General features: G+C 62.8%; 15 protein-coding genes. 9 read left to right on the forward strand and 6 right to left on the reverse strand.

Annotated elements, in window-relative coordinates; translation table 11 throughout:
• The first annotated feature begins 52 nt into the window (after window positions 1-52).
• The 5 genes from FFM53_RS21050 (at window position 53) to FFM53_RS21070 (ending at window position 7,973) form a co-directional block, all read left to right on the forward strand.
• A complete protein-coding gene (locus FFM53_RS21050) occupies window positions 53-973 on the forward strand; it encodes an adenylate/guanylate cyclase domain-containing protein (protein WP_138387089.1) in 921 nt (306 codons plus the stop codon).
• Window positions 974-1,240: 267 nt separating this feature from the next.
• Window positions 1,241-2,449: an efflux RND transporter periplasmic adaptor subunit gene (locus tag FFM53_RS21055; RefSeq protein WP_138387090.1), complete on the forward strand. Its 1,209-nt coding sequence runs from the start codon at window positions 1,241-1,243 to the stop codon at window positions 2,447-2,449.
• On the forward strand, window positions 2,446-5,601 hold the full coding sequence (locus FFM53_RS21060; RefSeq protein WP_138387091.1) for an efflux RND transporter permease subunit: 3,156 nt from the start codon (window positions 2,446-2,448) through the stop codon (window positions 5,599-5,601). The genes FFM53_RS21055 and FFM53_RS21060 overlap by 4 nt, the downstream gene beginning before the upstream one ends.
• Window positions 5,602-5,874: 273 nt before the next feature.
• Window positions 5,875-6,873, forward strand: coding sequence for a flagellin N-terminal helical domain-containing protein (locus FFM53_RS21065; RefSeq protein ID WP_138387092.1), 999 nt, complete (start codon window positions 5,875-5,877; stop codon window positions 6,871-6,873).
• Between the two features lie 434 nt (window positions 6,874-7,307).
• Entirely contained in the window at window positions 7,308-7,973 is a 666-nt protein-coding gene (locus tag FFM53_RS21070) for a YiaD family glycine zipper/OmpA-like lipoprotein (protein ID WP_003541337.1), read from the forward strand.
• Window positions 7,974-8,024: 51 nt separating this feature from the next.
• On the opposite strand, the gene FFM53_RS21075 is transcribed toward FFM53_RS21070, so the two are convergent.
• Window positions 8,025-8,432 carry a DUF2000 family protein gene (locus FFM53_RS21075; protein WP_138387093.1) on the reverse strand — a complete coding sequence of 136 codons (408 nt, stop codon included), beginning with the start codon at window positions 8,430-8,432 and terminating at the stop codon, window positions 8,025-8,027.
• 45 nt (window positions 8,433-8,477) lie between these two features.
• On the opposite strand from FFM53_RS21075, the gene FFM53_RS21080 reads away from it, so the two are divergent.
• A complete protein-coding gene (locus FFM53_RS21080; RefSeq protein ID WP_138387094.1) occupies window positions 8,478-9,374 on the forward strand; it encodes an AraC family transcriptional regulator in 897 nt (298 codons plus the stop codon).
• A 76-nt stretch (window positions 9,375-9,450) separates the two neighbouring features.
• Here the strand turns inward: FFM53_RS21080 and FFM53_RS21085 are convergent, their stop codons facing one another.
• Both FFM53_RS21085 and FFM53_RS21090 read right to left on the reverse strand, forming a co-directional pair.
• Window positions 9,451-10,545 carry an AbrB family transcriptional regulator gene (locus FFM53_RS21085; RefSeq protein ID WP_138387095.1) on the reverse strand — a complete coding sequence of 365 codons (1,095 nt, stop codon included), beginning with the start codon at window positions 10,543-10,545 and terminating at the stop codon, window positions 9,451-9,453.
• A 256-nt stretch (window positions 10,546-10,801) separates the two neighbouring features.
• Window positions 10,802-11,704: a LysR family transcriptional regulator gene (locus FFM53_RS21090; protein ID WP_138387096.1), complete on the reverse strand. Its 903-nt coding sequence runs from the start codon at window positions 11,702-11,704 to the stop codon at window positions 10,802-10,804.
• Window positions 11,705-11,796: 92 nt separating this feature from the next.
• Between FFM53_RS21090 and FFM53_RS21095 the strand changes: the two genes are divergently transcribed.
• The 3 genes from FFM53_RS21095 (at window position 11,797) to FFM53_RS21105 (ending at window position 18,430) form a co-directional block, all read left to right on the forward strand.
• On the forward strand, window positions 11,797-12,831 hold the full coding sequence (locus FFM53_RS21095; protein ID WP_138387097.1) for an aldo/keto reductase: 1,035 nt from the start codon (window positions 11,797-11,799) through the stop codon (window positions 12,829-12,831).
• Between the two features lie 267 nt (window positions 12,832-13,098).
• Complete coding sequence (locus FFM53_RS21100; protein WP_138387098.1) at window positions 13,099-14,511, forward strand: FAD-binding oxidoreductase; 1,413 nt, start codon at window positions 13,099-13,101, stop codon at window positions 14,509-14,511.
• 202 nt (window positions 14,512-14,713) lie between these two features.
• On the forward strand, window positions 14,714-18,430 hold the full coding sequence (locus FFM53_RS21105) for an AsmA family protein (protein ID WP_138387099.1): 3,717 nt from the start codon (window positions 14,714-14,716) through the stop codon (window positions 18,428-18,430).
• 92 nt (window positions 18,431-18,522) lie between these two features.
• Here FFM53_RS21105 and FFM53_RS21110 read toward each other — a convergent pair whose 3' ends face one another.
• The 3 genes from FFM53_RS21110 to FFM53_RS21120 form a co-directional block, all read right to left on the reverse strand.
• Window positions 18,523-18,747: a ribbon-helix-helix domain-containing protein gene (locus FFM53_RS21110; protein ID WP_138387487.1), complete on the reverse strand. Its 225-nt coding sequence runs from the start codon at window positions 18,745-18,747 to the stop codon at window positions 18,523-18,525.
• A 155-nt stretch (window positions 18,748-18,902) separates the two neighbouring features.
• Window positions 18,903-19,097 carry a DUF4169 family protein gene (locus FFM53_RS21115; protein WP_138387100.1) on the reverse strand — a complete coding sequence of 65 codons (195 nt, stop codon included), beginning with the start codon at window positions 19,095-19,097 and terminating at the stop codon, window positions 18,903-18,905.
• Window positions 19,098-19,146: 49 nt separating this feature from the next.
• On the reverse strand, window positions 19,147-19,662 hold the full coding sequence (locus tag FFM53_RS21120; RefSeq protein ID WP_138387101.1) for an SspB family protein: 516 nt from the start codon (window positions 19,660-19,662) through the stop codon (window positions 19,147-19,149).
• Between the last annotated feature and the right edge of the window lie 80 nt (window positions 19,663-19,742).

The raw sequence follows: 19,742 nt of genomic DNA on the forward strand, positions 1-19,742 counted from the left end.
TTTCACCCTTTGCAGCGATCTTCCGGGGCGGATAGCGCGGAGACGAGAGACCATGAGTGAAACGCGGCGCAAGCTGACGACGATCTTCTGTGCTGACGTGCAGGATTATACGCGGCTGATGGGGGCTGATGAGGAAGGGACGCTCGCTGCACTCAAACGCTGCCGGGAAGCGATGGGGCGCCTGATCGAAAGCCATGGTGGCCGCGTCATCAATACCTGGGGCGATGGGCTGATCGCCGATTTCCCGAGCGTGGTCGAGGCGGTGCGCGCGGCCGTCGACACCCAGAACGAACTCGCGGGTTTCAACGCCCGCCGCCCGGCCGACGGGCGCATGCTCTTCCGCATCGGCATCAATCTCGGCGACGTGATCGTCGAAGGCGACGACATCTATGGCGACGGCGTCAATATTGCGGCGCGGCTGCAGACGTCGGCTGCGGCAGGCGGCATCGTGATATCGAACACCGTCTATGACCATGTCCGCAACAAGGTGGCGGTTGGTTTCGAGTTTCTCGGACCGCTGATGGTGAAAAATGTCGATGAAGGCGTGCCGAGCTACGCGGTGAAGATCGGCGATGCCAAAGACGAGACGCCTTCTGCGGAACGATCCGGCCCCGCGCGGCCGCAGCCGGCGTCGGTTATGGCGGCCGCTAAGGCCGAGACAACCCCAGCACCGGGCGGACGCAGGCTGTATGGCGTGCTCGGCGTCATCGCCGCCGTCCTGATCGGTATCAATCTCCTGTCGTGGCAGGGCGTCTTCTGGGCGCGTTTTCCGGTGCTCGCGCTGGCCGTCGTCGCGGCGCTCGCCTGGAACCGTGATCAGACCCGATTCAATCGCAAGATCACCTTGCTGGCGATCCTGGCGCTTGGTCTTGCCGGCATCAACCTTTTCACCTGGACGGGGCAGTTCTGGGCGGTGTGGCCGATACTGGGGATTGCGGCTACCATGGGTGTGCGGTGGTCGATGCGTCGATAGACATCCAACCCGCATCCTCGGGGATTTTGTACGGTATTTGCTCGACAATCGGCAGGATCAAAGACACGGGCCAGTGTTCATTCAAGCAAAAGTGAGCGGCCGGGTTATTTCCATTCTTTGCTGATATTACAAATCGGTAATGCCGGCTGCTTATGCTTGCCGGTAAGCTGTAAACGCGCGATATTGTCGCATCAGACGGGAGTGTCGATCCCGCAGCGCCTCTTTCGACCGACCCTGGTCCAACCTCGAGTCCCTCCGGAGACGTGAATGGCCTTTTGGAAGCAGTTTGTACTTTCGCTCATCGTCATTATTGCCGGCTTTGCCGCGTGGGTTTTCTTCGTGCCCGGCGCCGGCGATACGATGCGCGATGCAGGCATTCCAGACAGCATCGTTTCCAAGATCGCGCCGAAGGCCGGGGAGACGGCCGATGCCGACGCTCCCGCCCGGGCGCAAGGGCAGCGTGGCGAGGGACAAGGGCAGGGACAGAACCGCCGCAATGGCGGCGGGCGCAACAACACCATTCTCGTCGCGACGCAGGCCGTCGTCCAAGGGATCGTCAACGACCGGCTGAACGCCATCGGCACGGGTGACGCGATCCGTTCGGTTGCGGTCACGCCGCAGGCATCCGGCACGATCCGCGAAATTCTCATCAAGTCGGGCGATAGGGTGACGGCCGGCCAGGTGCTGGCCAAGCTCGACAGCGAGGAGCAGGTGATCGCCCGCGGCCAGGCTGATGTGGCGGTCAAGGCCGCCGTCGAGAAGTCGAATCTCTATCACAACATCAAGTCCAGCGTGTCGCGCATGGACGTGTTCGATTCGGAGATCGCCGAGCAGGGCGCGCGGCTGCAGCTGCAGGCCGCCGAGCTCAATCTCGCCCGGCGCAACATCACCGCGCCGATCGACGGCATCGTCGGCATCGTGCCGGTCAATATCGGCGACAACGTCACGACGAGCATCCCGATCGTCACTCTTGACGACCGTTCGGAAATCCTTGTCGACTACTGGGTGCCGGAGCGCTTCGCCAATACGGTGTCGGTCGGCCAGCCGGTCGAGGCGATGTCTGTGGCAAGGCCGGGGCAGGTGTTTTCGGGCTTGGTCGAAGCCGTCGACAACCGCATCGACGCGGCAAGCCGCACGCTGCGCCTACGCGCCCGGATCGACAACAGTTCGGACGAGCTGCGTGCCGGCATGTCCTTCAGTGTCAGCATGAAATTTCCTGGCGACAAATATCCGGCTGTCGACCCGGTCTCCGTGCAGTGGGATTCGCAGGGCTCCTTCGTCTGGCAGGTCAACGACGACAAGTCGCATAAGGTGCGGGTCAGCATCGTGCAGCGCAACCCGGATTTCGTGCTCGTCAAAGCCGATCTCGAGGATGGCGACGTGATCGTCACACAGGGACTGCAACGCGTGCGTGAGGGTGGGGCGGTGCGCGTGAGCGCCGATGTCGCCGCGACTGCGGAGGTCGCCACCCAATGAACGTGACCGAAATTCATCAGGACCGGGCGTCGGGCAAGCAGAGCTTCACTGCACTTTTCGTTCGTCGACCGATCCTGGCGCTGGTGTTCAACACGCTGATGGTCGTTGCCGGCCTTGCCGCCTATGTCGGCGTCGAGGTGCGCGAACTGCCCGATGTCGACCGTCCCGTCGTCACCGTGCGCACCACCTTCGACGGCGCATCGCCGCAGACGATCGACCAGGAACTGACCAAGGTGATCGAGGGGGCGGTCGCGCGCGTCAGCGGCCTGAAATCGATTTCGTCGACCTCGTCCTTCGGTCAGAGCCGGGTGACGCTGGAATTCTCGGATGCGATCGATCTCTCGGTCGCCGCCAACGACGTGCGCGACGCGATCGGCCGCATTACCCAGAACCTGCCCGACGAAGCGGATGCGCCGCAGATCGTCAAGGCGGATTCGGATTCCTCGGCGATCATGCGCCTTGCCGTCACCTCCACCAATCTCAACATGGACGATCTGACCCAGCTCGTCGAAAACGAGGTGATCGATCGCCTCGCCTCCGTCGACGGGGTTGCCGACGTCGAGGAATATGGCGACCAGGAGAAGGTCTTCCGCGTCGATGTCGACCAGGGGGCTCTTGCCAGCCGCGGGCTGACCATCGGCGACCTGACGAAGGCACTCGACAATGCCGCACTCGACGTGCCGGCCGGCTCGCTGAAGAGCAATACGCAGGATATCGTGGTGCGCGCCACCGCCAACCTGCAGACCCCGGCGGATTTTTCCAACGTCATCCTGCAGGACCGCGTCCGGCTCGGTGACGTCGCGACGGTGATGCTTGGACCACGCGACGGCGAAACGGCGCTGCGCTCCAACGGCAAGCCGGGCATCGGCCTCGGCATCATCCGCCAGGCGCAATCGAATACGCTGAACATCTCGACCGGCATCAAGGCCGCCGTCGACCAGCTGTCGAAGACGCTGCCCGAGGGCACGACGATCGCCATCACCAGCGACGACGCCGTCTTCATCCAGGGTGCGATCCACGAGGTGGTGCTGGCGCTGGTGCTCGCCGCCGTCATCGTCACCGCCGTCATCTACCTCTTCCTGCGCGACTGGCGGGCGACACTGATCCCGGCGGTCAGCATGCCGGTGGCGCTGATCGGCACGCTGGCGGCGATCTACATGGTCGGCTTCTCGATCAACATCCTGACGCTGCTCGCAATCGTACTGGCGACCGGCCTCGTCGTCGACGATGCGATCGTGGTGCTCGAAAATATCGTACGCCGGCGCTCCGAAGGCATGGGGCCGCGCGCTGCCGCCGTGCTCGGAACGCGCGAGGTGTTCTTCGCCGTCGTCGCCACGACGGCGACGCTGGCGGCGGTGTTCATTCCGCTCTCATTCTTGCCGGGACAGGTCGGTGGCCTCTTCCGCGAATTCGGCTTCGTGCTCGCCTTCTCGGTCGGGCTGTCGTCGATCGTGGCGCTGACGCTGTGTCCGATGCTCGCCTCGCGCATGCTGACCAAGCCGATGCTGGAAGATCACGGCATGCTCGGCCGCTTCGGCGGGGCGCTCGCCGATCTCTACAAATGGGCGCTGCACGGCTGTCTCAACGCGCCCTTCGTCGTCATCCTGTTCTCGGTGATCTTTGCCGGTGCGGCACTCATCGCTTTCTCGACGGTGAAGAGCGAGCTGACGCCCGAAGAGGACCGGTCGCTGGTGATGATGCGGCTGACGACGCCGCAGGGATCGAGCCTCGAATATACCCGCGACAAGATGCAACTCGTCGAAGAATATCTGCAGCCGTTGGTCGACAGCGGCGACATCCGCAATATCTTTTCGATCTCCGGGCAGGGCGGTTCGCTGAACAGCGGCTTCATGGTGCTGACGCTCGCTCCCTGGGGAGAGCGTGACAGGACGCAGACGGAGATCGTCGGCGATATCAACCAGGCAGCCTCCAGGGTGCCGGCCCTGCGCGGCAATGCTATTTCCTCGAACAGCCTTCGCATCCGCGGCGCCGGCAGTGGTCTGCAGATGGCGCTGATCGGCAATGATCACGAGGCGCTGACGGCGGCAGCCGCCAAGCTGGTTCAGTCGCTCGAGGCCACCGGCCAGTATGATACGCCGCGCCTGACCAACGAGCCCAGCCAGGCGCAGGTATCGGTCGCGATCGATCGCGAGCGCGCCTCGGATCTCGGCATCGACATAACCGGGCTTTCGACGGCAATCCAATCGCTGCTCGAAGGGCGATCGGTGGTCGACGTCTTCGTCGACGGCGAATCCTATCCTGTGCTTCTGACCTCGACGACGCGGCCGATCGACGATCCGACCGACCTTGAGAACGTGTTCCTGAAGACCGGCGACGGCAAGATCGTACCGATGTCGGTCATCGCCACGATGAAGGAAGGTTCGGTCGCGCCGCAGCTCAACCGCGAGCAGCAGCTCGCCTCCGTGGCGATCACCGCCGGCCTCAGGAACGGCATGTCGCTCGGCGATGCCGTCAGCCAAGTGACTGCGCTCGCCGAGCCGCTGCTGCCGCCAGGCTCCCGCCTGTTGCCGCTCGCCGAGGCGGCGACGCTCGAAGAGAATTCGAGCGGCATGGCGCTGACCTTCGGCTTCGCCATCGTCATCATCTTCCTGGTGCTGGCCGCGCAGTTCGAAAGCGTGCTGTCCTCGCTGATCATCATGTCGACGGTGCCGCTTGGTCTTGCCTGCGCCGTCTTCGCACTTGTTATCACCGGCTCCAGCCTCAACATCTACAGTCAGATCGGCCTGGTGCTGCTCGTCGGCGTCATGGCGAAGAACGGTATCCTGATCGTCGAATTCGCCAATCAGCTGCGCGACCGGGGCGAGGATGTGCGGTCCTCTATCGAGAAGGCCTGCGCGCTGCGCCTTCGCCCCGTGATGATGACGATGATCGCCACCATCCTCGGCGGCGTGCCGCTGGTCTTTGCTCATGGCGCCGGTGCCGAAGCACGCGTTGCGCTCGGCTGGGTGATTGTCGGCGGCCTCGGTTTCGCGACGCTGGTGACGCTGTTCATCACGCCGGTCGCCTATCTGCTGCTTGCCCGCTTCGCCAAGCCGCACGCCCACGAGGAAGCGCGCCTGCACGAAGAAATGTCGGTCGCCACACGGCCGCGCGCCGCACCCGACGACGAGCAGCTGCAGGCCGCCGAATAAGGTTTTATCCGATTGCGAAACGCCGCCGGCCAACCTCGTCCGGCTGCGTTTTTTTTGGTGTATGAAACCTTGCAAAATTAGCTAAATTACTTCTGAAGTTTAGTCGTTTGTTAAGCATAAACGGCAATGATTGTGACCAGTAACCGACTGGTCTTCTTCGTTTCTTGAAGGCTGCGATGCGCTGGAGTTTCAGCGACCCCGGACATGAACGTCCGTGCGGCACGGTTCATTTTTAGTTCAGTTTGCGTCTGTTGTGTTTTGGAGTTTAGTCCCGTGAGTATTTATCAGCGCGTCTCCGTGGATGCGGCGCTTTATGTGCTGCGCGATATCAATCGGAATATGACGGTCACGCAAAACCACATCACGACGGGTATGCGTGTCGCAAAAGCCAGCGACAATGCCGTCTACTGGTCGATCGCCACCACCGCGCGGACCGACAATAAAGCGGTTTCGGCCATCCAGGATGCGCTCGGCATGGCCGCAGCGACGATGGGAACGGCCTATACCGGCGTTCAGAGCGTCATCGACGTCGTCTCCGAAATCAAGGCAAAGCTGGTTGCCGCAACCGAAGACGGCATCGACAAGAACAAGATCAACGAAGAGATCAAACAGCTGCAGGAGCAACTGCGCAGCGTTTCGGAATCGGCGACCTTCAACAGCGACAACTGGGTGGTCCTCACCAACGATGCGACGCCGACGCAGCCGCGCCAGATCCCGGCCTCGTTCATCCGCAACGCCGACGGCACGATCTCGATCGGCATGCTGAGCTACCATATCGACAACACGCCCGTCGGGGCGACGACCTCCAAGGACGCGCGCTACTTGATCGACGACCGGGCCACCGGTTCCGGCGAATACGGGGTGCTGACATCGGCCTATTTCGCCACCGAACTTGGTGCTGCGCAAAATTACGTGCTGATGACGAGCAAGAACGGCACCACCACCGGGCAGGTGGTGATCTCGGTGACATCAAGCACGACGCAGGGCCAGATCGGCCAGATGATCAGCGTCGTCGATGCCGCGCTGACGCAACTGACGACGGTCGGTTCGGCCTTCGGCGCGCTGGAAAAGCGCATCAACCTGCAGAACGACTTCGCCACGAAACTGCACGACAACATCACCGCCGGCATCGGCCGGCTTGTCGATGCCGACATGGAGGAGGAGTCGAGCAGGCTGCGGGCGTTGCAGACGCAGCAGCAGCTCGGCCTGCAGTCGCTGAACATCGCCAACGCCACTTACGACACCATGCGGCAGCTCTTCCAGAACGTCTAAGAGGGCGACCCCACTTTCCCTCATTCCTGTGCTCGTCACAGGAATCCAGTGCGCCCAAGCCCTTGGGCGCGATAGACTTTTTCAATCGCAACATTGAGCCATTCACCGCGCGGACGCGCGGTGGCTGGATTGCTGTGACGAGCACAGGAATGAGGGAGGAGAAGTGGGCGCTCCAACACGCGTTACGGAGACGTCAGTCGATAACGGCAATCGTAATGAACGGCACCATCGGCCTGAAAACCGCAATGGCAGGCACGGCTTTATACCTATGGAGGCGCAGGAGCAGTCATCGGCTAAAACTGGTGATATCAGCGCATTCCCGCAACATGGCTGTGTTTCGACGTCCGAATTTGCCCTATCAGGAGAGCATCTTCATTTTCTTGCCGCAATCCTTGCCATTTGCTCGCATCAGTCGAACGGAGACCGTCCTGTCCATGATCAAAAAATTCATACTTCTCGCTATTGCCGCAAGCTATCTCAGCGCCTGCACGACGACCGATCCCTATACCGGTGAACAGAAGGTTTCCAATACGGCCGGCGGCGCGGCGCTCGGCGCGCTGGGCGGTGCTCTCGTCGGCGTGGCTGTCGGAGGCGGTGGCCACGGCAAGCGTAATGCGGCGTTGATCGGCGCAGGCGTCGGGGCTCTCGCCGGCGGTGCGATCGGCAACTACATGGACCAGCAGGAATCTGAGCTTCGCGCCCAGCTCGAAGGCACCGGCATTTCGGTGACCCGCAACGGCGACAACATCATCCTCAACATGCCGTCGAACATCACCTTCGATGTCGATCAGGACGCGGTGAAGCCGGGCTTCTATCCGACGCTGAATTCGGTGGCGATCGTACTGCGCAAGTTCAACCGCACGCTGATCGACGTCAACGGCCATACGGATTCGACCGGCAGCCTGCAGCATAATCAGGACCTGTCGCAGCGCCGTGCACTTTCGGTTGCCGATTATCTCGGCGGCCAGGGCATCGACCAGCGCCGCGTCTCCGCCGTCGGTTTCGGCCCGTCCCAACCTGTCGCCTCCAATGCGAGCGAGGCCGGCCGCGCACAGAACCGCCGCGTCGAGATCCAGATCGCGCCGATTACACAGGGCTGATTCTGGCTCATACCGTTTGCGGAAAGGCCGGGTCACGCCCGGCCTTTTTCGTCAGTGCTGCATCGTTGCGCCCTTGGTGATCTTGTCGACGATCTTCTTTTCGGCGCGCAGGGCGATGCCGACCACCTTGGCGTCTTCGGGCGCAAATTCTGCGAAGACGGCGCGGTTGGCCGCGTCGTGGCCGGTCGCAAACATCTCCTCGATGAACAGCGAGCTGGTGATATCGCGCTCCAGCGCGCGGCGGTGAACGGCTGATATGGTCGCCTCGTCGGCGGAGAGCACGATGATCGGCTGGATCGATAGGGGGGTGTAGAGATTGCCGGCGCGATCCCTGTAGGCTTCACCGATGATCTCGGGATGCCGGCCGGCGATGCCTGTCATCAGGAAGGCGGTGACGTTCAGCTTCTGCCAGCCGGCAAGATTGTTTCGCAGGACGACGGCAATTTTGGTATCAAACATCGGACGGTCTTTCACCTATCTACGGGTTATGGAGTATCGGGCGCGTTGAACCAGGACTTACATCCGCAGGTCTTCGAAGGTCTTGAACGTTTGTGCGCGGGACCATCCGGCAACGCCATCCTGGCTGCGCCAGCCTTTCCCGGCATCGAGCGCATCGAGGCGCAGTTCTCAGGCAATGCTTTCGAGCCGCATCGGCACGACACCTATGCACTCGGCGTGACTCTGAAGGGGGTTCAGACCTTCCGCTATCGTGGCGAGCGGCGCTTCAGCCTGCCGGGGCAGGTGATCGTGCTACATCCCGACGAAGAGCATGACGGCGGGGCGGGGACGGAGGATGGGCTGCAATACCGCATGCTCTATCTGGAGCCATCGCTGCTTCTCGAATGCCTGAAGGCGGATGGCGTCGGCCTGCCTTTTGTCGATGAACCCGTGATCGGCGATCCTGCGCTAGCAGGCGTGCTGCTGGCAGCACTCGGCGAACTCGACCGCGAACTAGACGCGCTTTTCGTCGACGATTTCGTATCTCAGGTGACGGGCGGGCTGTCACGGCATGCGCGTATGCCTCGCCGGCCGCTGGGCCTGGTCGCCTGGCGGCAAGCGCGGGCGGCACGGGATTATCTCGAGGCGCATGCGACCCGGGCAGTGAATTCCGGCGAGCTTGAGGCGGTGACGGGTCTCGATCGTTTCGCGCTGGCGCGGCATTTCCGGGCGGCCTTCGCCACCAGCCCGCATCGCTACCTTCTGATGCGGCGGCTGCAGCGGGCCCGGGCGATGATCGGCGCGGGCGAGGGGATTTCCGATGTGGCGGCGGCGACCGGCTTTGCCGACCAGAGCCATCTCAACCGCCATTTCAAGAAGGCCTACGGCATGACGCCCGGCCAATGGGTAGCGCTCGCGCACAACCCCAAGCAGGGCACTAGAGCAATTCCAGGAAAAGTGTGAAGCGGTTTTCCGTCCGGAATTGCGTAAAAACAAAAACTTAGAGCGGTTCTGCGTTTCCATGAAAAGCTGAACCGCTCTAGACGGGATTTTCCGCAAGGCCGGAACGGCGGGCGATGAAACGCGCGAGCATCGGGCCGATCATCAGGATCACCAGGAAACGGCCGGTCTGCATTGCCATGACGAAGGGCACGTCGACATCGCTGGAGGCGGCGATGATGGCGACGGAATCGGCGCCGCCGGGGCTGGTGGCGAGATAGGCGGTCAGCGGATCTATGCCTGCGAAGACGTGAAGCGCCACCGCCATGCAGCCGCAGAGCGCCATCAGCAGCACGATGCAGGCCGATACCCTCGGCAGGGCGCGCGCCACGTGCTTGAGGATCGAGCGGGTGAAACGCAGGCCGATGCTCCAGCCGACCAGTGCATAAGCGATGGCGAGCAGCCACATCGGTAACTCAATTTTCAGAAGGCCCATGCCCTGCAGCAAGGCGCCAAGAAAGAGCGGCACGATGATCGTGCCGCCTTGGAGGCGCAGGCGCCGGACGCCATAGGCACAAAAGGCGGTAAAAGCCATCGTCGATGCAAAGGCTGGCCAGTCGATCTCGGGAAAGAGGACGAGCGGCGGCGGTTCGGCGCCGTCGGCTGCCACCCACAGGCGCGAGATCACAGACGCGCCGACGGCAACGAAGACGACGCGCAGATACTGCATGAAGGCGACGAGACGGGCATCGGCGCCATAGGCTTCCGACATGATGACCATGGCGGAGGCGCCGCCCGGCGAGGAACCCCAGACCGCGGTCGTCCCAGGCAGCACCTGCCAGCGCGTCAAAAGCCAGCCGAGGCCGGTGGCGATGGCGATGACCGAGAAGATGAACAGCAGGAAGAGCGGTGCGTCCTTCGCCATCGTGCCGAGAATGTCAGGGGTGATGGTGCGCGCCATCATCAGGCCGACGAGGACCTGGCCGAACTGCAGCGGCCAGAAGGGCACGCGAAGCTTTCCCTTGCCGACGGTCAACGCCAGTGCGATTGCCGCGACCATCGGCCCGATCAGCAGCGAGGCCGGCAAAGCGAAGAGTTCGAGGAAGACGACGAGGGCGGTCGAAAGTGCCAATAGCAGCGCCCATTTCGGCAGGCCGGCATCCCGCAGCAGGCGGCTTGCGTCGCTGAGTGACATGATCCCCGTGTCTTTCCTGGCCGGCGCCAAGCCCTGAGGCTGAAGATGGGAGGGGCTCCGGCATGACGAAGAAAGGCCGGCTGCAGGAGCCGGCTGGCGCGGGTTCGGTATAGGCGGGTGGAAGGCGAGCGGTCAATTGCCAAATTTGGCTTCTCGGCGTCTTAACATGCGAATTTGATTCATGCAGCCGCTTTAAGTCATTGTTTTTGTGTATGTCGCCCTCCTACGTCGCTGCACGGTTTTGGGCGCGGTACGGTCAGAAACGCACATGGCTGGCGAGAAAATCGAGCAGTGCGCGTACGCGTGCCGGCAGCGGACCGCCCTGGCCCATATAGACGGCGTAGAACTCCTCGATATCGCCGGGATTGGCCTCTTCGAGCACCGGCACTAGGCGGCCGGCATCGATATCGGCGCGCACGGTGAAGGCGGCGAGCCGGGCAAGACCGGCGCCTGATAAGGCGAGGTGGCGCATGGCTTCACCGTCTCCCACCTGCAGGCCCGGGGTGATCGGGATCGTTACCGTTTCGCCACCTTCGCGCAGCAGCCAGCCCTCGATGGCGCGGGTGTAGGAAAAGCCGATGCGGCAATGGCGACGGAGATCGGCGATCGAGCGTGGTTTGCCGTGACGCGAGAGATAATCCGGCGATGCGACGATGATCTTGCCGGTGGCGCCGAGCTTGCGGGCGATCAGGCTGGAATTCTTTAAGGGGCCGGCGCGGATTGCGACATCGGCGTGCTCCTCCATCAGGTCGACCATCCTGTCGGTATGGGAAATATCCAGCGTCACGGCCGGATGCAGCGCCATGAAGGCAGGCACGAGCGGCGCCAGCACATGGTTGCCGAACGAGCCGCTGGTGTTGATGCGGATGCGGCCTGAGGCCTGTTCGCCTGTCGATGCCTGACGTTCAGCTTCGGCGATATCGGCAAGGATGGTGATGCTGCGCTCGTAGAAGGCACAGCCTTCCGGCGTCAGCTGCAGCCTGCGGGTCGAACGGTTGAGGAGGCGGGCGCCGAGGCGTGTCTCCAGCCGGGCGACGAGCTTGCTGACGGCGGACGGCGTCATGCGCCGGGCCGTGGCGGCGGCGGAAAAGCCGCCGCGCTCAACGACGCTGACGAAGACTTCCATTTCGCCGGAGCGGTTGATGTCCTGACGGCTCATGATGAATTCAAGTCACAGATGATTTGCTTGTAGGCACTCTATATCATCGAATGCCCGGGGTCTATCTCATAGGAAACACAGGAGACAGATCCATGGACTACAGAAATCTCGGCGCCTCCGGCCTCAGAGTGCCGGTCTTGAGCTTCGGCGCGGGCACATTCGGCGGCAGCGGGCCGCTGTTCGGCGCCTGGGGCAATACCGATGCCGAGGAAGCGCGGCGGCTCATCGACATCTGCCTGGAAGCCGGCGTCAATCTCTTCGACACGGCCGACGTCTATTCCGCCGGCGCGTCCGAAGAGGTGCTTGGCCAGGCGATCCGTGGCCGGCGCGACGCTGTGCTGATCTCAACGAAGACGGCGCTGCCGATGGGCGAGGGGCCGCAGGAGTGGGGAACGTCGCGGGCGCGGTTGATCCGCGCGACCGAGGATGCGCTGCGCCGGCTCGGGATCGACTATATCGACCTGCTGCAGCTTCATGCTTTCGATGCCTCGACGCCGGTCGAGGAGGTGCTGTCAACGCTCGATGGGCTCGTTGCAGCAGGCAAGATCCGCTATGTCGGCGTTTCCAATTTTGCCGGCTGGGAATTGATGAAGTCGCTCGCCGCCGCCGAGCGCCACGGCTATCCGCGTTATGTCGCCCATCAGGTCTATTATTCGCTGGCAGGGCGCGATTACGAATGGGAGCTGATGCCGCTCGGCGCCGACCAGGGTGTGGGCGCCCTCGTCTGGAGCCCGCTTGCCTGGGGACGGCTGACCGGCAAGATCCGCCGCGGCCAACCGTTGCCTGAGGCAAGCCGGCTGCACGAGACGGCGCAATACGGCCCACCCGTCGACGACGAGAAGCTGTTCGACATCGTTGAAGTGCTGGACGCCATCGCAGGCGAGACTGGCCGGACGGTGCCGCAGATCGCCATCAACTGGCTGCTTAACCGGCCGACTGTATCGAGCGTCATCATCGGCGCCCGCAACGAGGAACAGCTTCGGCAGAACCTTGATGCGGTCGGTTGGAGCTTGTCGAAGGAGCAGGTCGAAAGGCTCGACGCCGTCAGCACTGTCACGGCGCCCTATCCCTATTTCCCCTATCGGCGGCAGGAGGGCTTTGCCCGGCTCAATCCGCCGATCGTATGAGACGCCGGGGACGGCGGATTTGTCTATAGCAGCCGGCCTATAACAAAGTGGGAATGAAATCTTCTGCCAATCTTAACTGGACAGCCGCTTTGACTTGCCGCATACCCAGCCTGCTGCATAATTCCTTAAATCGGAATCGATTTAAGGATGAAATTATGCAGCAATTCTAGAGTCCTACAGCGTCCTTTGCGCGGCTGAAAAGACGCGCGGCGCTGTAGCCTGCGGAACACGATATGGTTTCTGCGGAATGGCAGGGAGGTCAAAGGGATGGCGCTGAAGGACGCGAAGGCTGGCACACGCAACGAGGCTGGAATTGCCGCGGTGCTCGGCATTCTGAAGCAGAGCTTCGGCGAGCGTTTCCAGACCGGCCAGTCCTTCCGCGAACAGCATGCGCATACGACCACCTATATCCCGCCGCAACTGCCCGACGGGGTGCTTTTCGCTGAGAGCGCCGAGGATGTGAAAGCGGCGGTCAGAGCCTGTGCGACCCACAAGGTGCCGGTGATCGGTTTCGGTGTCGGCACCTCGCTGGAGGGGCAGGTCAATGCTGCCAATGGCGGTATTTCGATCGATTTCAGCCGCATGAACCGGGTGCTCGAGGTCAATCCCGAAGATCTCGACTGCACCGTCGAACCGGGGGTGACACGCGAGGCGCTGAACATCCACCTGCGCGATACCGGTCTGTTCTTCCCGATCGATCCCGGCGCCAACGCTTCGATCGGCGGCATGGCTTCGACGCGGGCCTCCGGCACCAATGCCGTGCGCTACGGAACGATGAAGGACAATGTGCTTGCCGTCACCGCCGTCACCGCCAATGGCGAGGAGATCCGCACAGCCCGGCGCGCCCGTAAATCTTCGGCGGGCTACGATCTGACGCGGCTCTTCGTCGGCGCCGAGGGCACGCTTGGCATCCTGACCTCGGTGACGCTGCGCCTGCAGGCGATCCCGCAGAAGATTGCCGGAGGGGCCTGTGCTTTTCCGAGCATCAAGGCCGCCTGCGATGCCGTCATCATGACGATCCAGATGGGCATTCCGGTGGCGCGTATCGAGTTGCTCGACACGGTACAGATGCGGGCCTGCAACGCCTATTCCAAGCTTTCCTATGCCGAAAGCCCGACGCTGTTCCTCGAATTCCACGGCACCGACGAGACCGTGCCGCTGCAATCGGCAGCGTTTGCCGAGATCGCCGCCGAATGCGGCGGCGGCGAATTCCTATGGACCGCCAATGCCGAGGAGCGGACGAAGCTCTGGAAGGCGCGCCACGACGCCTATTGGGCTGCAAGGGCGCTGGCGCCCGGGCTTGCCGCACTTTCGACCGATGTTTGTGTTCCGATATCGAGGCTTGCCGATTGTGTTTCCGAAACGCAGGCGGATATCGAGGAGCATGGGCTGCTGGGGCCGATCGTCGGCCATGCCGGCGATGGGAACTTCCATGTGCTGCTGTTGTTTGATGACAAGAGCACCGAAGGCGTCGCCGTGGCCGAGGCTTTCGTGCAACGGCTCAACCGGCGGGCGCTCGCAATGGACGGAACATGCACCGGTGAACACGGGGTCGGACAGGGCAAGATGGCGTTTCTGGAACAGGAGCTCGGCGGCGCGGTGGATCTGATGCGACAGGTGAAACAGGCGCTCGATCCGGACGATATCTTCAATCCCGGCAAGATTTTCCACCATGGCTGAAAACGAAACCTTCTCATGAAGTTGGGTCTTGCCCCCGGCATGAATAGCGCTAGAACAAGATGATGGTAGGCCGGCTCGCCCTGAAATCTGAATCCTGTTCTCAATTAAAGAGTTAGAGCATGATGTCGTCCGAAAACCGCTCACACTTTTCGGCATCATGCTCTAGTGTCGGCAACAGAATCCCGAATGGAGACGCTTTGCATTGGTAGGCCGGTTCCTCGTCTTTCTGGGGGGAGTGATCGTCGTAGTGCTGTTTGTGGCGCTGCTTGCGCCGCTGTTCATCGACTGGACGGATTTCCGCAAGAATTTCGAGGATCAGGCAAGCCGCATCATCGGCAAGAAGGTCACCGTCTACGGCACGGTGGATGCGCGCCTGCTGCCGTTCCCGTCGGTGACGCTGCATGACGTGCGCGTCGGCCAGGAAGCTGACGGCACGCCGATCGTCAAGGTCGAGCAGTTCTCCATGGATGCGGAGCTCGCGCCTTTCCTGTCGGGCGAAGCGCTGATCTTCGACATGCGCGTCGTCAATCCGAAGGTGCGCTTGAGATTGCTCAAGGACGGCACTCTCGACTGGATGCGTGGCAGCCGCGCGGAAATACCGGCAAGGACCGTCGTTCTCGAAAACGTGCATGTCAGCGGCGGCGAGGTCGAATTCATCGACGATCAGTCGGGTCGCTCGCGTCGCATCACCGGCCTCAACGCGGAAATGTCGGCAAAGTCGCTGGCTGGTCCCTGGCGCATCGAGGGCGACGCCGCGCTCGACGGCGAGCACGGCGGCTTCTCGATCTCGAGCAGTCAGCCGGACGAGAAGGGCGTGCTGCGCATGCGCACAAGGCTTTCGCCGGACAAGCACCCTGTCAGCGTCGATCTCGACGGCGAGCTGAAGCTCGTCGACAGCAAGCCGAACTATCAGGGCCAGCTTTCGGCCGCGGTCGAGATCCGCAACAGCGCCAAGCCCGCCAACAAGAAAGAGCAGCCGCCGCGCGTCAAGGGCCGCTTCGAGCTCACCAATGAACGCATTCGGATTCCCGAATACAGGATGGAGATCGGCCCGACGGACGACCCCTATGTCATAACCGGCGAGGCGACGCTCGATACCGGCAATGCGCCGGAATTCCTGTTGACCGCCGACGGCCAGCAGATCGATGTCAACCGCATCGGCAATCAGGGCTCGGCCGGCAAGACGACACGGGATCCCGCTGTTTCGGCGCGCCAGAGGCTGAATTCGCTGATCGATATCGTCGCGCAGGTGCCGATCCCGCAGGTGCCGGGCAAGGCGAGCGTCAAGCTGCCGGCGATCGTCGCCGGCGATACGACGCTGCGCGACGTACAGCTGGAGCTCGAACCGGCCGGCACCGGCTGGCTGATCGACAGCGTCACCGGCACGCTGCCGGGGCGCACGCAGGTGGAGGGCAAGGGCAAGCTCCTGCTTCAGGGCGAGCCTTCGTTCAACGGCCAGATCCTGGTGGCCTCCAGCCAGCCGACGGGGCTTGCCTCCTGGCTAGCCGGCTCGGTCGATCCGGCCATCCGGCAATTACGGCAGGCGGGCTTTTCCGCCAATGTCAGCCTGACGCACGAATTGCAGCGTTTTGAAAATCTCGAGGTCGCCATCGGACCGGCGACGCTGAAGGGCCGGCTGGAGCGCCAGGCGATCTCCGGCCAGACGCCGACGCTATCGGTGGCGCTGAACGGCGATACGCTCGATCTTGACGCGCTGCAGGCGCTGAGCGGGCTGATGACCGGCCAGGATGCCGGCGACAACGTGCTCGACCACAAGATCGCCGCCCAGCTCAAGGCCGACAAGTTCACCGCCTTCGGCGTCAGTGCCGAGAATGTCGAGACCACGTTTACGATCGCCGATGGGGCGCTCGCCGTCGATCGGCTGTCGATCAAGAATATCGCCGGCGCCGAGCTGACGGCGACGGGCAGGGCGGAAGGCTCGCTGCTCGATTACAAGGGTGCGGGCGAGATCACCTTCAAATCGGCCGATCCCGGCGGCTTCTTCACCATGCTGCGCGAGCACCTGCCGCATCACCCGGTGCTCGACCGGCTGGTGCGCAATGCCGGCTGGTACGGCAATACGGCGCTTCGCGGCGCGCTGACGCTCGGCGGCGACGAGGGCAATGCGCTGACGGTGACGCTTGCCGGCGTGGCGAACGGCAGCCGCGTCAATCTCGATTACCGCATGTCCGACCTCCTGGCGCTGACCGGCAACGGCACGACGAGCCTTGAGGCGACGCTCGAAAACGCCGTGCCATCAGTCCTGTTCGGCCAGGCCGGGCTCGACCCGCTGCCGGTCGATGTCGGCGCCAATGGCCGGCTGACGCTGAAAGTGAAGGCATCGGGCAATGATCCCGCCGACGCGGCGCTGACCTTTGCGACCGATCGGACCTCGTTCATGGCCAACGGCAAGGTCGATGTCCGGCCGGAGACCTTCATGAACGGCCAGATCGCGCTTTCGCTCGACAGCGCCGATATCGACCCCTATCTCATCATGAACGGCATCGCTCTGCCGCAGACCGGAACCGGGCTGCCGTTCGGCCTGCAGGTCAATGCCACCGTCGACAGCGACAAGATCGTCTTTTCCGATCTCAAGGGACATGCGGCCGACAACGAATTTTCCGGTGCGCTAACCTTCGACCGGAAGGCTGCGAAGACGACCGCGAGCGGCGGGCTGACACTCTCCAAGGCCGATGCCGGCTGGCTCGGCGAGGCGGTGTTCGGCCAGATCGTCGATCCCGCCAACGGTCAGCTGACGACGGCGGCGCTGGGGCTGCCCATCTTCAAGGATCTCGACGTCAATGTGAAGCTGGCGGCCAAGCAGTTCTGGCCCGGCCTGCCGGAAACGGCGGTGTCGGACTTCACCAGCAATGTTGCCTACAAGGGCGACGAGCTGCAGCTCAACGACATGGCCGGCAACTGGGACGGTGGAAAGCTCTCCGGCAACCTGCTCTTCACCAATGCCAGCGGCACCGGTTTCCTGCAGACGAAGCTTGCGCTTGCCGATTCCGATCTTTCCGGCGTCGTCTGGCTGCGCGACGGCGCGCCGATCGCCAACGGCAAGTTCGGATTGTCGCTGTCGATGGAGGCCTCAGGCAAGACGATCGGCGAGATCGCCAGCTCGCTCAATGGTTCGGGCGAACTGAGGCTCGGCGATACCAGCATACGCGGGTTGAACCTTGCCATCCTTCCGCCGCTGCTTGCCGCGACCGATACGATGCAGGAGCAGATCAATGCCGGCAAGGTGCATCCGATCATCGAGACGCTGCTCAGCAACGGCGAGGCGAAGCTGCCGCCGCTCGGCATCCCCTTCAACATCGCCGACGGGACGCTGAGGGTGCAGAATGTCACCGTCGCCAACGATCTCGCCCGCATCACCGCCGATGCGCAAATCGCGCTACCGGAAGAGCGGATCAGCGCGACGCTGGGTGTCGGGTTCAATCCCGGCACAGAAACGCTTTCCGGCGCCGAGCCGGCGCTCCGGCTGAATTTTTCCGGCATGCTGCCGTCGCCCGGCAAGACGATGGATGTGACCGATATCACCAGCTATCTGTCGCTGCGCGCCTTCGAGCGCGAGCGTCGGCGCGTCGAGCGGCTGCAGGCGATTGTGCTCGAAAAACAGCGGCTGCGCCGCGAGGTGGCGCTCTACCGGTTCAACGACGCCGAGCGCATCAAGGCGGCCGAGATCGAGCAACAGCGGCAGGCGGAGGAAGAGCGGCTGCGCGCGCTGGCGCAGAAAGCAGCCGCTGAGAAGGCTGCTGCGGAGGCGGAGGCCGCACGCGCGGCGGAAGCCAAAGCGAAGGCGGATGCGGATGCGCAGGCGAGGGCCGCTGCCGAGGCGGAAGCAGCACGGCGCAGCGGGCAAGCGCAGCCCGGTCCGCTCAATTTTGATCAGTTGCCGGGCGTTCAGGCGCAGTGAAAGCGCATAGAATTTGATTCATGCAAGACGCTTCAGGTCTTTGTTTTCATTGATGTCGCCCCAAATCGCTACGCAATTTTGAGCAGCACACATCAAGGCTGGTGGCCGCCGCCGGCCTTTATCCAGGAAAGCACATGCAAGCGCAGCGCCGAAGACAGGTTGCTGTCCGGTGGGCGGTGGTCGTCGATTTCGGAGATCAGGGCGGCGAGCGGTATCGAACGGGCTGCGGCAATCGTCTTCAGCTCGGTCCAGAACTCATCCTCCAGCGAGAAACTGGTGCGATGGCCGTGCAATGTCGCCGAATGCTTGCGAATCATGAGGCCTTCACATCCAGATAGAGCACGGGCGCCCGAGACGACGCGCTCAGGACGTTCTATCAAATTAAGCGTGGGTTGGCAGATCGATTCAAGGAAAGGGCGCAAGTGGCTGATCGCAGAATCCATTCCAGCTTTTCACGCTTTGCGTGAAAGCGTCACGCGCCGTCGTCATCCGTCTCGATCCGGCCGTCGCGATGGGCCTTGTCGGCCTTGTCGGTCAGGCTGCGGGTCAGCTGTTTCTCGGTCTTGGTGCGGCCGAAGGAGATGCGGTTCTGCTCGGCCTGCTTCTCCTTTTCGGAGCGGGCCTGCTTCTTGCGGAACTGGCGCAGATTGGTGATTTCGGCGCTCATGCGGTTGCCTGGACCCTCACGAAAAAGGGAGGCTTGGCCTCCCTTCAAATCACTGCTTCTTGCGGAAGGAGTCGAGCGAGACGACGGAGCCCGGTTTCTTCTCCTCGCCGTCGGCGGGTTTTGCGCCTGCGGCGTCATCGGGTTTTCCGGCCGCATCTACCGGATAGGCGGTGATTTCTCCGGACGGCAATTCCTCGCCATCGGCGAGCGGTACGTCGAATTCGAGCTCGAAGTTGACGGAGGGATCGTAGAAGCCGCGGATCGCATTGAATGGAATGACCAGCTTTTCCGGAACGTCTGAGAAGGAAAGACCGATCTCGAAATGCGTCTCGGTGATCTTCATGTCCCAGAACTGGTGCTGGATGACGATGGTCATCTGCTCGGGGTATTTCGACTTCAGGTGCTGGGAGATGCGCACGCCGGTGGCGCCCGTGAGGAAGGTGATGAAGAAGTGATGATCACCGGGCAGACGGCCCGTCGCTCCGACTTCCGCCAATACCTTGCGGATGACGCCGCGAAGTGCATCCTGTGCCAGAATGTCGTAGCGGATATGATCCTGCCCCATGCTTTTCCTGTCTTTCGTCGGTTCGGAGTCTTTTCACAAGGTTGTATGCCACGTCCGGGCGCCTTGGGAAAGACCGGAGC

Source organism: Rhizobium indicum (genome assembly GCF_005862305.2).
GTDB lineage: Bacteria > Pseudomonadota > Alphaproteobacteria > Rhizobiales > Rhizobiaceae > Rhizobium > Rhizobium indicum.

Coding starts and splice junctions, on each gene's coding strand:
- FFM53_RS21050 (WP_138387089.1), top strand. CDS start 53: ATGAGTGAAACGCGGCGCAAGCTGACGACGATCTTCTGTGCTGACGTG.
- FFM53_RS21055 (WP_138387090.1), top strand. CDS start 1,241: ATGGCCTTTTGGAAGCAGTTTGTACTTTCGCTCATCGTCATTATTGCC.
- FFM53_RS21060 (WP_138387091.1), top strand. CDS start 2,446: ATGAACGTGACCGAAATTCATCAGGACCGGGCGTCGGGCAAGCAGAGC.
- FFM53_RS21070 (WP_003541337.1), top strand. CDS start 7,308: ATGATCAAAAAATTCATACTTCTCGCTATTGCCGCAAGCTATCTCAGC.
- FFM53_RS21075 (WP_138387093.1), bottom strand. CDS start 8,432: ATGTTTGATACCAAAATTGCCGTCGTCCTGCGAAACAATCTTGCCGGC.
- FFM53_RS21085 (WP_138387095.1), bottom strand. CDS start 10,545: ATGTCACTCAGCGACGCAAGCCGCCTGCTGCGGGATGCCGGCCTGCCG.
- FFM53_RS21090 (WP_138387096.1), bottom strand. CDS start 11,704: ATGAGCCGTCAGGACATCAACCGCTCCGGCGAAATGGAAGTCTTCGTC.
- FFM53_RS21095 (WP_138387097.1), top strand. CDS start 11,797: ATGGACTACAGAAATCTCGGCGCCTCCGGCCTCAGAGTGCCGGTCTTG.
- FFM53_RS21100 (WP_138387098.1), top strand. CDS start 13,099: ATGGCGCTGAAGGACGCGAAGGCTGGCACACGCAACGAGGCTGGAATT.
- FFM53_RS21110 (WP_138387487.1), bottom strand. CDS start 18,747: ATGATTCGCAAGCATTCGGCGACATTGCACGGCCATCGCACCAGTTTC.
- FFM53_RS21115 (WP_138387100.1), bottom strand. CDS start 19,097: ATGAGCGCCGAAATCACCAATCTGCGCCAGTTCCGCAAGAAGCAGGCC.
- FFM53_RS21120 (WP_138387101.1), bottom strand. CDS start 19,662: ATGGGGCAGGATCATATCCGCTACGACATTCTGGCACAGGATGCACTT.